Raw genomic sequence first — 12,802 nt, 5'->3', positions numbered from 1 at the left:
GTCGGTTAGCGAATACAGTCCCTCTGGACGCCTTCGCCATTAAAGGAAGCTCACCATGACCCGCAATGCCCACAGTGCCGTTGTCCAGAAGCAGTTCGGTGAACAGGCTGCCGCCTACCTGAGCAGTGCCGTGCATGCCCAGGGCACTGAGTTCGCACTGCTGCAGGCCGAGTTGGCCGGGCAGTCCGCGGCCCGTGTGCTGGACCTGGGCTGCGGTGCCGGGCATGTGAGTTTTCATGTGGCGCCCCTGGTGGCCGAGGTGGTGGCCTATGACCTGTCGCAGCAAATGCTCGATGTCGTTGCCGGTGCCGCGGTGGATCGTGGTCTAGGCAATATCGTCACGGTAAAAGGCGCGGCGGAAAGCCTGCCGTTTGCCGATGGCGAATTCGACTTTGTCTTCAGTCGTTATTCGGCGCACCACTGGAGCGATCTCGGCCTGGCCCTGCGCGAAGTGCGCCGGGTATTGAAGCCGGGCGGGGTGGCCGCCTTTATCGACGTAATGTCGCCTGGTAGCCCATTGTTCGACACCTATTTGCAGAGTGTCGAAGTGCTGCGCGACACCAGTCATGTCCGCGATTATTCAGCGGGCGAGTGGTTGCGCCAGGTCAGCGAAGCCGGTTTGTTCACTCGTAGCAGCAGCCGCCAGCGTTTACGCCTGGAGTTCCGCTCCTGGGTCGAACGCATGCGCACCCCCGAGGCGATGCGGGTGGCGATCCGCGCGTTGCAGCAGGCCATGGGCGCTGAAGTGCGCGAGTATTTCGAGATCGATGCCGAAGGCTCTTTCAGTACCGATGTCCTGGTGTTGTGGGCCGAACGCTAATAATTTTCCGTGCGCGCCCCCGGCGGGCGTGCCGACAGATGATATGAGGAACGCATGAGCAAGAAGATTCTGGTTCTCCCGGGCGACGGTATCGGTCCGGAAATCATGACCGAGGCGGTCAAGGTGCTGGCCCTGGCCAACGAAAAGTACGACCTGGGCTTCGAAATGGAACACGACGTGATTGGTGGCGCGGCCATCGACAAGCACGGCGTGCCATTGGCTGATGAAACCCTGGCCCGTGCCCGTGCCGCCGATGCGGTACTGCTCGGCGCCGTGGGCGGTCCTAAATGGGACACCATCGAGCGTGATATCCGCCCGGAACGCGGCCTGCTGAAGATCCGTGCGCAACTGGGCCTGTTCGGCAACCTGCGTCCGGCGATTCTGTACCCGCAACTGGCCGACGCCTCGAGCCTCAAACCGGAAATCGTCTCGGGCCTGGATATCCTGATTGTTCGCGAACTGACCGGCGGCATCTACTTTGGTGCTCCGCGTGGCACTCGCGAGCTGGAAAATGGCGAGCGCCAGTCTTATGACACCCTGCCGTACAGCGAAAGCGAGATCCGCCGCATCGCCCGTGTCGGTTTCGACATGGCGCGGGTTCGTGGCAAGAAGCTGTGCTCGGTAGACAAGGCCAACGTCCTGGCCTCCAGCCAGTTGTGGCGTGAAGTGGTCGAGCAGGTGGCCAAGGACTACCCGGATGTCGAACTCAGCCACATGTATGTCGACAATGCCGCCATGCAGTTGGTACGTGCGCCGAAGCAGTTCGACGTGATCGTGACTGACAACATGTTTGGCGACATCCTCTCCGACGAGGCGTCGATGCTCACCGGTTCCATCGGCATGCTGCCGTCCGCGTCCCTGGATGCCAACAACAAGGGCATGTACGAGCCTTGCCACGGTTCGGCGCCGGACATTGCCGGCCAGGGCATCGCCAACCCGCTGGCAACCATTTTGTCGGTCTCGATGATGCTGCGTTACAGCTTCAACCTGAATGCTGCGGCCGATGCGATCGAGCAGGCGGTCAGCCTGGTTCTGGACCAGGGCTTGCGTACCGGCGATATCTGGTCCGCCGGTTGTGCCAAAGTGGGGACGCAGGAAATGGGCGATGCAGTAGTCGCCGCGCTGCGGAATCTGTAATCTTTCGGGCCCACCGCTCAGACGGTGGCCCACTTTTGTATAGGTGTAGTTGCGATGAAACGTGTAGGTCTGATCGGTTGGCGCGGTATGGTCGGTTCCGTGCTCATGCAGCGGATGCTGGAAGAGCAGGATTTCGATCTCATTGAGCCGGTGTTTTTCACCACTTCCAATGTCGGTGGCCAAGGCCCTTCCGTGGGCAAGGACATTGCCCCGCTCAAGGATGCCTACAGCATTGACGAGCTCAAGACCCTCGACGTGATTCTGACCTGCCAGGGTGGCGACTACACCAGCGAGGTTTTCCCCAAGCTGCGCGAAGCCGGCTGGCAGGGCTACTGGATTGATGCCGCCTCCAGCCTGCGGATGCAGGATGATGCGGTCATCATTCTTGACCCGGTCAATCGCAAGGTCATCGACCAACAGCTCGATGCCGGGACCAAGAACTACGTGGGCGGCAACTGCACCGTCAGCTTGATGCTGATGGGCCTGGGTGGCCTGTTCGAAGCCGGTCTGGTGGAGTGGATGAGCGCCATGACCTACCAGGCGGCGTCCGGTGCCGGCGCGCAGAACATGCGTGAGCTGATCAAGCAGATGGGCGCGACCCATGCCGCTGTCGCCGATCAACTGGCCGATCCGGCCAGTGCCATCCTGGATATCGACCGTCGTGTGGCTGAAGCCATGCGTAGCGATGCCTACCCCACCGAGAACTTTGGTGTGCCGCTGGCCGGCAGCCTGATTCCGTGGATCGACAAGGAGCTGCCTAACGGTCAGAGCCGTGAAGAGTGGAAGGCCCAGGCCGAGACCAACAAGATCCTGGGGCGCTTCAAGAACCCGATCCCGGTCGACGGTATCTGCGTGCGCATCGGTGCCATGCGTTGCCACAGCCAGGCGCTGACCATCAAGTTGAACAAAGATGTACCGATCGCCGATATCGAAGGGCTGATCAGCCAGCACAACCCCTGGGTCAAGCTGGTGCCGAACCAGCGTGAGATCAGCATGCAGGAACTGAGTCCGACCAAGGTCACGGGCACCCTGAATGTCCCGGTCGGTCGTCTGCGCAAGCTCAACATGGGTTCGCAGTTCCTCGGTGCCTTCACCGTGGGCGACCAACTGCTGTGGGGCGCGGCCGAGCCGCTGCGTCGCATGCTGCGGATCTTGCTGGAACGTTGATCTGACGCCTGTCACCCGGGCCCGCGACTCGCAAGAGTGGCGGGCCTTTTGTTTGGGCGCGCCTAACCCCTGTGGCAAGTGGCTATAAATTGCCTGCTTGGCCGCTCACGGGTAAAGTGCCGCTCCCCCCGTTCCGCCTGAGGTAGATCCCATGAGCCAGACCTTCGACATTGCCGTGATCGGCGCCACCGGCACGGTGGGTGAAACCCTGGTGCAGATCCTCGAGGAGCGCGACTTCCCGGTCGGTGCCCTGCATCTTCTGGCCAGCAGTGAGTCGGCGGGGCATTCCGTACCGTTTCGTGGCAAGAACGTGCGGGTGCGTGAGGTCGACGAGTTTGATTTCAGCAAGGTTCAACTGGCATTTTTCGCCGCCGGTCCGGCGGTTACCCTGAGCTTTGCGCCGCGGGCGAGCGCGGCGGGTTGCGCGGTTATCGATCTGTCCGGCGCCTTGCCGTCGACCCAGGCGCCGCAGGTGGTGCCCGAAGCCAATGTCCAGGTGCTGGCTGGCCTGTCCAGGCCGGTGCAGGTCAGCAGTCCGAGCCCGTTGGCCACCGCCCTGGCCGTGGTCTTGGCGCCCCTGGGGACATTACTGGAGGTGCAGCGTGTGACGCTGACGGCTTGCCTGGCCGTTTCCGCCCTGGGTCGCGAAGGGGTGAGCGAGCTGGCCCGGCAAACCGCTGAGCTGCTGAATGTGCGCCCGTTGGAGCCGCGCTTTTTCGACCGGCAAATGGCATTCAACCTGCTGGCCCAGGTCGGCAAGCCCGATGCCCAAGGCCATGGGTCGCTGGAGAAGCGCCTGGTGGGCGAGTTGCGTGAGCTTTTGGTTACACCTTCGTTGAAGATTTCCGTCACTTGCGTTCAAGCTCCAGTGTTTTTTGGCGATAGCGTCAGTGTGTCGTTGCAGGCAGGTAGTGCTGTGGACCTGGCGGCAGTCAACGTGGCGCTGGAAGCGGCTGCGGGCATCGAACTGGTCGAGGAGGGGGATTATCCGACCGCGGTCGGCGATGCAGTCGGTCAGGATGTGGTCTATGTTGGCCGGGTGCGTGGGGGGATTGATGACCCGACGGAACTCAATCTGTGGCTGACCTACGACAACGTCCGCAAAGGCGCCGCGCTAAACGCGATACAGGTGGCTGAGTTGTTGATAAAAGACCATCTGTAAAAGATACTTGGCACCAATTTGCAGAATGATTCTAGCCTGGCGCTATGCTCAGGCGGTTGTTGGAAGTGAGCTGACACCAGGCGCTTGCACGACCTTGACGAAATAAGCGCGCTTGAGCCTAGTCGGGCCGGGCGCAGTGCCTTCAGGCAGCGCAACGTTTTTCTCGCTGGCCGAGGAATGTACATACAAAGGATGAGGCTATGGTTCAAGTTCGCAAACTGGTGTTAGCAATAGCGGCCGCCTCGGCGCTGTCCTCCGGTATGGCGCAGGCACTCGAGTTGGGGGAACTGACCCTCAAGTCGGCTACGAACCAGCCGCTCCTGGCGGAAATCGAATTGCTCGATGTTGGCGGGCTCAATGTCTCCGATGTGGTGCCGAGCCTGGCATCGCCCAAGGCCTTCAGTGATGCGGGGGTCAATCGCGAACAGTTTCTCGATGACCTGACCTTCACCCCGGTCCTCAATCCGGGTGGTCGCAGCCTGGTCCGCGTGACGTCCCAAAAGCCGTTGCCCGAAGGTTATCTGCGGCTGCTGGTCCAGGTGCAGTGGCCTAACGGCCGCCTGATGCGCGACTACAGCGTGTTGCTCGATCCGGCCAAGTATGCGCCGACCGCCCCACCAGCCGCTGTGGCTCCGGCGACAACGCCAGGCAATGCATCGGCATCTAATGCATCGTCCTCTGCCTCGCCTGCGACCAGCCAGCCCGCCGAATACAAAACCGCTGCGCGCGATACCCTTTGGGAAATTGCCGCACGCAACCGTAATGGCGCTTCGGTCCAGCAGACCATGCTGGCGATCCAGGCGTTGAATCCGGGCGCGTTTATCGATGGCAATATCAACCGCTTGAAAGCCGGCCAGGTATTGCGCCTGCCCGACCCCGTGCAAAGTGCCAGCCTGACACAAACGGCGGCGATCGCCGAAGTGGCGGCGCAAAACGCCGCGTGGCGCCAGGGGCGCCGCACCGGGGCGCAGGGGCGTCAGCAGGTGGATGCCACCGGCCGTGCCGGCAATAAACTGGCTCCGGCCAAGGCGGCAGGCAAGGACAGCCTCAGCCTGGTTTCCGCCGAGTCCGGCAAGGCCCGTGGCAAGGGCGCTGCGGGCGATAGCAAGAATATCGGCAATAAGCTGGCCGTGACCCAGGAAAGCCTGGATGCAGCGCGGCGCGACAATGCCGAGTTGAAAAGCCGCATGGCCGATCTGCAAAGCCAGTTGGACAAACTGCAGCGGCTGATCGAACTCAAGAATGACCAATTGGCCAAGTTGCAGGCTGCGGGCGAGGGCGCAGCGCCGGCAGCGAATACAGCAATGCCGGCCGAGCTGGTTGCCCAGCCTGCTCCCGCGCCGGTAGTTGCGCCTGAAAGTGCGGCGCCCGAGGCCGCTGCCGCTCAGGATGAGGCGGATGCGACCAGCGCGAAGAAGCTCGACGATTTGCTGGGCAGCCCATTGCTGCTGTGGTTGATCGGCGGCTCCAGCGTGCTGGTGCTATTGCTTCTGCTGCTCCTGTTGGCCCGTCGTCGCAAGGCGCAGCTCGAAGCCGAGAAACATGTGCGCATGGCCCGGGCGCTGGCGGAAGAGACCGATTTTTCCGCTGACCTGGACCTGCCGCAAAGCAGCTTCGAAGGCCTTGAAGTGCCAGCGGCCAGCGTCAAGCTGAATCCAGCTCCAGCTCCAGCTCCAGCTCCAGCTCCAGTGCAGGCAACACCTGTGCCGGCGCCTGCTCCTGCTCCGCTGCCAGCACCAGTCGTAGCTGCGCCGGTCGAGCGATCTTCCGATGCGTTGGAGCAGGCCGAGTCCCATATCCAGCGTGGCCATTTGAACCAGGCTGCCGAGGTGTTGGAAGAAGCGATCAAGCTGGAGCCGGCGCGCAGCGATTTGCGCCTCAAGTTGATGGAAGTTTATGGTCGCCAGGGTGATCGTGATGCTTTTGTCGGTCAGGAGCGCCAACTGATCGCTACGGGCGACAATCATGCCCAGGTTGAAGAGCTGAAGAGCCGTTTCCCGGCCATGGTCGTTGTGGCCGCGGCTGCGGGTCTAGGCGCTGCCGCGGCAGCGGCCGAGCTCGATGCGCAGTACGTCAAGGAACTGCTGCTGGACGAAGAGCTTGAGCCTGAGCCACAAGCTGCCCCTGTCGTTGAAGCGCCAGAGCCGGTCGTGGCCGATGACGCGTTCGCCGCTCTTGAAGATGATCTGCCTATCGCGGACATCGACGGCCTGGATGCCGAGTTCGACCTGAGTCTGGATGATCTCGACCCGCCTGCGGCAGGGGCCTCGGCCGAAGTGCTTCCTGCCGAAGTGCCGCTCGATGAATTTCCGCTGGACGATGACCTGGACTTCGAATCCGTGCTGCAACAGCAGACCGAAGCGGCGAAAACCCTGGAAGACTTGTCGGATTTCGACCTTGATCTCGACCTGGGCAGTGACGATGCCTTGTCCAGCTCGGCCGAAAAAGACTTCCTGCTCGGCCTTGAAGACGAGTTGAAGGATCTTCCTGCCACCGAGCCGTCTGCGGCTGATCCGGCTTCGCTGGATGACCTGACCCTGCCGGCGGATTTCGATCTGTCGTTGGCGGACGAGCCCGAGGCACCCAATGCCTTTACCGCCGAGCTGGATGATGTCAACGCCGAGCTGGAGCGTCTGTCCAAGACCCTGGAGCAGGCGCCGATCACCACGCCGAGTTTTGGTGCCGACGATGCGTTGGGCGATGACGAGACCGAGTTCGACTTCCTGTCGGGTACCGACGAGGCGGCGACCAAGCTTGATCTGGCGCAGGCGTTTCTGGATATGGGCGATGCCGACGGCGCTCGGGATATCCTCGACGAGGTGCTCAAGGAGGGCAATCCTGGCCAGCAGAAAGAAGCTCAAGAGATGCTTCTGCGTCTGATCTGAGCCAGTAGTGCTTAAACGATAACGGCAGCCCTAGGGCTGCCGTTATCGTTTAAGCGGCCTTGCCTAGAACAGCAGGTCTTCGTAGAACGCACCGAAGGGCCGGGTAGGGTGGGCAATCTGGATTTCCAGGATCCACAGGCCGACATTCGGGCAGGCGTCGAAGTCGCCCAGGTCGCCGGCGCGGTAGATCGCGTGGGGAAAGTCGCTGACCCGGTGCCCCTTGATCTCCAGATTGAGGCGCCAGCCCATGGCCTCGGCCTGGCTGTGCGCATAACGATACAGTTGTGCGCCTGCCACCCGTTCGGTGCGCCAGAAGTCATGTACCTTGTCGAAGAGCGTCTTGGCCGCGGTGGCGCAGGCGTGCATCGCGGCATCCTCGCCCGTGGTGAACGTCGCGCCGCAATCGCCTTCATGTCGATCCCAGACCACGCCCAGGTCAATAAAGAAGATATCGTCGGTGCCCAGTTGAGGGTCGCCCTCGGAGCGCTGCTTGAAGGTTTTCAGGGTGTTGACGCCAAACCGGATCAGCAAGGGGTGCCAGATGCGGTCCATGCCCAGGTCCTTGAGTACCTGCAGGCCCATGGCGCGGGCCTCGGATTCGAGCATTCCGGGCTGGATGCGACGAGCCATGGCGTCGATGGCTTCCCAGGTCATGCGCTTGGCGTGGAGCATGCCTTCCAGGTGATAGGCCTGGCCTACGGCTTCTTTTTGGGTGGTGGTCATGGATCGGGTCTCAGTCGGCTCGGTGTTGTTGGTTTTCGCTATATTGTTTTGTATATAGCGGTGTGAGCCGCTCCTGCGCAATGCCTGTCTGGTTATTTAAAGCGCCCAAGTCCATGGCGTCTTCGCGGGCGGGCTTTATAATGGCCGCCTTTTGCGCACATCACGGGCTTTGAGTTCTTGGCAAATATAGATAACGCGGCTGCCGAAATAGCCGCCGCAGGCTTTTTCAGAATCGCCCTGGGTGTTGAGTACAAGGGGTCGCGCTACCACGGCTGGCAGCGTCAGGCCAGTGGCGTGCTGACGGTCCAGGAAACTCTGGAGAATGCGCTGTCGAAAGTGGCGGACTCGCCGGTTTCCCTGCTGTGTGCCGGGCGTACCGATGCCGGTGTGCATGCCTGCGGGCAGGTGGTGCATTTCGATACCCAGGCCGAGCGTTCGCTGAAGGCGTGGGTCATGGGCGCCAATATCAATCTGCCCCATGACATCAGTGTCAGCTGGGCCAAGGTGATGCCGGCGGACTTTCATGCGCGTTTCAAGGCGATTGCCCGGCGCTACCGCTACGTGATTTACAACGATCAGATCCGTCCGGCGCACCTCAATCAGGAAATCACCTGGAACCATCGGCCGCTGGATGTTTCGCGCATGGCCGAGGCCGCCAAGCATCTGGTGGGTACCCATGATTTCAGTGCATTTCGGGCCGGGCAGTGTCAGGCCAAGTCACCCATCAAGGAAGTCCATCATCTGCGGGTGACGCAGCACGGCAAAATGATCGTGATCGATATTCGTGCCGGGGCCTTTCTGCACCATATGGTGCGCAACATCGCCGGGGTGCTGATGACCATCGGTGCCGGCGAGCGGCCTGTGGAATGGGCGCGCGAGGTGCTGCAGAGCCGAGTGCGCCGTACCGGCGGGGTCACGGCCCATCCTTATGGCCTGTATCTGGTGCAGGTCGAATACCGCGACGAGTTTGAGTTGCCCGAGCGCTTTATCGGCCCACACTTCCTGACCGGCTTTGCCGAACTTGACGGCTGACGCCTGGAAAACCATTTGCTAACATCCGGGACTTTCTCGCCGCAACCCTGGGGTTTTTACGCCATGCCTGCCGTTCGCAGCAAAATCTGCGGCATTACCTGTATCGAAGACGCATTGGCGGCGGTCGAGGCGGGGGCCGATGCCCTCGGGTTCGTGTTCTATGGCCCCAGTCCGCGGGCCGTCAATGTGTTGCAGGCGCGGGCGATCATTGCCGCCTTGCCGCCGTTCGTGACCACGGTCGGACTGTTCGTCAACGCCAGCCGTTGTGAGCTGAACGAAACCCTCGATGCCGTACCGCTGGACCTGTTGCAGTTCCATGGCGACGAAGCGCGCGAGGCGTGCGAGGGCTACCACCGCCCCTATATCAAGGCGCTGCGGGTCAAGGCTGGCGACGATATTGCGGCCGCCTGTGCAGCGTACCCCAGTGCCAGCGGGATTCTGCTCGACACCTTCGTGGAAGGGGTTCCCGGTGGAACCGGCGCGGCGTTTGACTGGTCTCTGGTTCCTCAGGGGTTGAGCAAGCCGATCATCCTGGCCGGTGGCCTGTCGCCGGCCAATGTGGCCCAGGCGATTGCCCAGGTCCGCCCATATGCCGTGGATGTCAGTGGTGGTGTCGAGCGGAGCAAGGGGATCAAGGATCCCGAGAAGATTCGTGCGTTTATGCAGGCCGTTCGCGGCGGCTGAGTAGTCCGATGTGACGGCTGGCAGTCTGCCGCCGTCCATCTTTACCGCTGCAACGATGCAGAAGGGCCCGGTAGTCAGACGGGCCGAAATTGAACAGGGCAGTCATGCGCGAGCCTGGCTGTCCGGATGGCCGGGAGTGGCATTCGAAAGGTTGGGTCGGCATCGCGCCGACCGTGCCGTCGACCGCGCTGATCGGCACCTAACATTGAATTGAGCTCAAGGGCATACACGGGGCTGCGAACGGTCAGCGTTCGGGTCGCCGGTACTGGAGAAAGAAAGCATGAGCAACTGGTTGGTAGACAAACTGATCCCTTCGATCATGCGTTCCGAGGTGAAGAAAAGCTCGGTACCTGAAGGCCTTTGGCACAAATGTCCGTCCTGCGACGCTGTGCTTTATCGGCCGGAACTGGAAAAGACCCTGGACGTCTGCCCCAAGTGCAACCACCACATGCGTATCGGCGCGCGTGCCCGTATCGATATTTTCCTCGATGCCGAAGGCCGTAGCGAGCTGGGCGCGGACCTGGAGCCAGTGGATCGCCTGAAATTCCGTGACAGCAAGAAGTACAAGGACCGCCTGGTTGCGGCCCAGAAGCAGACCGGCGAAAAAGATGCCCTGGTGTCCATGAGCGGTACGCTGCTGGGCATGCCGGTGGTGGTCTCGGCCTTTGAATTCTCCTTTATGGGCGGCTCCATGGGTGCCATTGTCGGCGAGCGCTTCGTGCGTGCGGCCAACTACGCCCTGGAAAACCGTTGCCCGATGGTCTGTTTCTCGGCTTCCGGCGGTGCGCGGATGCAGGAAGCACTGATCTCGCTGATGCAGATGGCCAAGACCTCGGCCGTGCTGGCTCGCCTGCGTGAAGAAGGCCTGCCGTTTATCTCGGTGTTGACCGATCCGGTCTACGGCGGGGTTTCCGCCAGCCTGGCAATGCTGGGCGATGTCATCGTCGGCGAACCCAAGGCGCTGATTGGCTTTGCCGGCCCGCGCGTGATCGAGCAAACCGTACGCGAGAAGCTGCCCGAAGGCTTCCAGCGCAGCGAGTTCCTGCTGGAGCACGGCGCCATCGACCTGATCATCGCACGCGGTGAGCTGCGTCCGCGGTTGGGCAATCTACTGGCCCAGATGATGGGGCTGCCGACGCCAACGTTCGTGCCTGCACCTGTTGAGGCTATCGTGGTTCCGCCGGCTCCTGCCAACCTATGACCGAGCGCACTCTGGGCGACTGGCTGGCCTACCTCGAGCAATTGCACCCTTCGGCCATCGATATGGGGCTGGAACGCTCGCAAGAGGTGGCCCGCCGCATGGGGCTGAGCCGGTTGGCGCCCCGGGTGATTACCGTAACCGGGACCAACGGCAAGGGCTCGACTTGTGCCTTCGTCGCGTCCCTGCTGCGGGCTCAGGGGCTCAAGGTTGGCGTTTACAGCTCACCGCACCTGTTGCGCTACAACGAGCGCGTGCAGGTCAACGGTGTCGAGGCCAGCGATGCCCAGCTGTGCGAAGCCTTCGCGGCCGTTGAAGTCGGGCGTGCCGATATCTCCCTGACCTACTTTGAAATGGGCACGCTGGCGGCCTTCTGGCTATTCCAGCAGGCCGGTCTTGACGCGGTGGTGCTGGAAGTCGGCCTGGGCGGGCGGCTGGATGCGGTCAATCTGGTCGACGCCGATATCGCGCTGGTGACCAGCATTGGTGTCGATCATGTCGATTACCTGGGCGATAGCCGTGAATCCGTGGCCTATGAAAAGGCCGGGATCTTTCGCCAGGGCCGTCCTGCGCTGTGTGGCGATCTGAGCCCGCCGCAGCCGTTGCTGGAGAAAGTGCGTGAGCTGGGTTGCCCGTTCTTCCTGCGCGGTCGTGATTTCGATCTGGGTGTCACTGACCAGCACTGGCAGTGGCGCGGCCAGGATGCGCGCGGACAGGTCGTCGAACTGCACGACCTGCCACTGCTCGATCTGCCGATGGAAAACGCCGCCCTGGCGTTGCAGGCTTATCTGCTACTCGATCTGCCGTGGCAGGCCGAGACCCTCATCACCGCCCTGCAGGCTACGCGTGTGGTCGGGCGCCTGGATCGGCGGGTGTTCGAGTGGCGTGGCAAGCGCCTGAATCTGCTGCTCGATGTTGGTCACAACCCTCATGCCGCGCATTATCTGGCCGAGCGCCTGGCGCAACGGCCGGTGCCCGGTCGGCGGCTGGCAGTGTTCGGCCTACTGGCGGATAAGGATCTTGATGGCGTCCTGGCGGAGTTGAGTGCTAGTGTCGCGCACTGGACGGTCGCGCCGCTGCCATCACCGCGCACGCGTCCGGCGGCGGATCTGCAGCAGGCGCTGCAGGCGCGCGGGCTACCGGTCGGCGCTTACGAAAGCGTGGCCCAGGCCCTGGAGGCGCAGGCGGAACAGGCTGGCGTCGAGGATGAAATCCTCTTGTTCGGATCATTTTATTGTGTGGCCGAGGCGCTGGAATGGCTGGCTCGGCGCATCACGGAGGACGCGGCAGATGGCAGTGCTGGATAAGGCATACAAGCAACGGATGGTCGGCGCGCTGGTATTGATCGCGCTGGCGGTGATTTTCCTGCCGATGCTGTTCTCGCGTGAAGACGAGCTGCGCCAGGTCAGCGTCGAAGTGCCGGTAGCGCCCCAGATGTCGGCGTTGCCGCAGGTCGCGGTCGAGCCGGTGGCGGTGCCCGAGCCGCAAAGCCTGCCCGAGGAGCCTGTCCCGGGCGATGAGCCGTTGGCGGATATGGCAACGCCCGAGGCACCTGTCGCCACGCCGGCGCCGGTCGTCGCGCCAAAACCTGTGGCTGCGGCACCTGTGGTCAAGCCTGCGCAGCCGGTGGCTACGGCGCCTGCCAAGGCGGACACGGGGACCAATCGTATCGATGCCAATGGCCTGCCCATCAGTTGGTCGGTGCAACTGGCCAGTCTGTCCAGTCGGGCCAGTGCCGAAAGCCTGCAGAAAACCTTGCGCAGCCAAGGCTACAACGCCTATGTGCGTTCCGCTGGTGGCATGAATCGGGTGTTTGTCGGGCCGCTGATCGAGCGTGCCGAGGCCGACCGTCTGCGCGATCTGCTCGGGCGTCAGCAGAATCTCAAGGGTTTTGTCGTACGTTTCCAGCCTGAGCGCGGCTAGGTCGGCTGATTGAAGGGCTGGCTTAATTGAAGCGCGCCTGCAATCGCCGCTTACCGCCAGCCAAGGGCTCT

The 12,802-nt window shown here is 62.4% G+C and carries 11 protein-coding genes; 10 read left to right on the top strand and 1 reads right to left on the bottom strand.

The features are described 5' to 3' along the window. The first annotated feature begins 55 nt into the window (after positions 1 to 55). From NPS46_RS07575 to NPS46_RS07555, 5 genes are all read left to right on the top strand, one after another. Positions 56 to 820: a class I SAM-dependent methyltransferase gene (locus NPS46_RS07575; RefSeq protein WP_274105809.1), complete on the top strand. Its 765-nt coding sequence runs from the start codon at positions 56 to 58 to the stop codon at positions 818 to 820. A gap of 54 nt (positions 821 to 874) precedes the next feature. After that, positions 875 to 1,957 (top strand): 3-isopropylmalate dehydrogenase, encoded by a 1,083-nt coding sequence (leuB, locus tag NPS46_RS07570; RefSeq protein WP_274105808.1) that lies wholly within the window; start codon positions 875 to 877, stop codon positions 1,955 to 1,957. Positions 1,958 to 2,011: 54 nt separating this feature from the next. Continuing rightward, positions 2,012 to 3,124, top strand: a complete 1,113-nt coding sequence (asd, locus tag NPS46_RS07565) for an aspartate-semialdehyde dehydrogenase (RefSeq protein WP_274105807.1) — start codon at positions 2,012 to 2,014, stop codon at positions 3,122 to 3,124. Between the two features lie 151 nt (positions 3,125 to 3,275). After that, on the top strand, positions 3,276 to 4,286 hold the full coding sequence (locus NPS46_RS07560; protein ID WP_274105806.1) for an aspartate-semialdehyde dehydrogenase: 1,011 nt from the start codon (positions 3,276 to 3,278) through the stop codon (positions 4,284 to 4,286). Between the two features lie 200 nt (positions 4,287 to 4,486). Further along, positions 4,487 to 7,171 carry a FimV/HubP family polar landmark protein gene (locus NPS46_RS07555; RefSeq protein ID WP_274105805.1) on the top strand — a complete coding sequence of 895 codons (2,685 nt, stop codon included), beginning with the start codon at positions 4,487 to 4,489 and terminating at the stop codon, positions 7,169 to 7,171. Positions 7,172 to 7,234: 63 nt separating this feature from the next. Here the strand turns inward: NPS46_RS07555 and NPS46_RS07550 are convergent, their stop codons facing one another. Beyond that, positions 7,235 to 7,894: a M24 family metallopeptidase gene (locus tag NPS46_RS07550; RefSeq protein WP_274105804.1), complete on the bottom strand. Its 660-nt coding sequence runs from the start codon at positions 7,892 to 7,894 to the stop codon at positions 7,235 to 7,237. Positions 7,895 to 8,101: 207 nt separating this feature from the next. On the opposite strand from NPS46_RS07550, the gene truA reads away from it, so the two are divergent. The 5 genes from truA to NPS46_RS07525 all read left to right on the top strand — a co-directional run bounded on the left by truA (position 8,102) and on the right by NPS46_RS07525 (position 12,731). Next, positions 8,102 to 8,926, top strand: a complete 825-nt coding sequence (truA, locus tag NPS46_RS07545; protein ID WP_274106043.1) for a tRNA pseudouridine(38-40) synthase TruA — start codon at positions 8,102 to 8,104, stop codon at positions 8,924 to 8,926. Between the two features lie 63 nt (positions 8,927 to 8,989). After that, complete coding sequence (locus NPS46_RS07540) at positions 8,990 to 9,610, top strand: phosphoribosylanthranilate isomerase (protein WP_274105803.1); 621 nt, start codon at positions 8,990 to 8,992, stop codon at positions 9,608 to 9,610. A 280-nt stretch (positions 9,611 to 9,890) separates the two neighbouring features. Next, positions 9,891 to 10,811, top strand: a complete 921-nt coding sequence (gene accD, locus NPS46_RS07535) for an acetyl-CoA carboxylase, carboxyltransferase subunit beta (RefSeq protein ID WP_274105802.1) — start codon at positions 9,891 to 9,893, stop codon at positions 10,809 to 10,811. After that, complete coding sequence (folC, locus tag NPS46_RS07530; protein WP_274105801.1) at positions 10,808 to 12,115, top strand: bifunctional tetrahydrofolate synthase/dihydrofolate synthase; 1,308 nt, start codon at positions 10,808 to 10,810, stop codon at positions 12,113 to 12,115. The genes accD and folC overlap by 4 nt, the downstream gene beginning before the upstream one ends. After that, positions 12,099 to 12,731, top strand: coding sequence for an SPOR domain-containing protein (locus NPS46_RS07525; RefSeq protein WP_274105800.1), 633 nt, complete (start codon positions 12,099 to 12,101; stop codon positions 12,729 to 12,731). The genes folC and NPS46_RS07525 overlap by 17 nt, the downstream gene beginning before the upstream one ends. The last annotated feature ends 71 nt before the right edge of the window (positions 12,732 to 12,802 follow it).

It is taken from the genome of Pseudomonas putida, assembly GCF_028682395.1.
Lineage (GTDB): Bacteria > Pseudomonadota > Gammaproteobacteria > Pseudomonadales > Pseudomonadaceae > Aquipseudomonas > Aquipseudomonas putida_AB.
The sequence above is the reverse complement of the archived record's forward strand: the minus strand, read 5'-3'. Positions and strand labels throughout refer to the sequence as shown.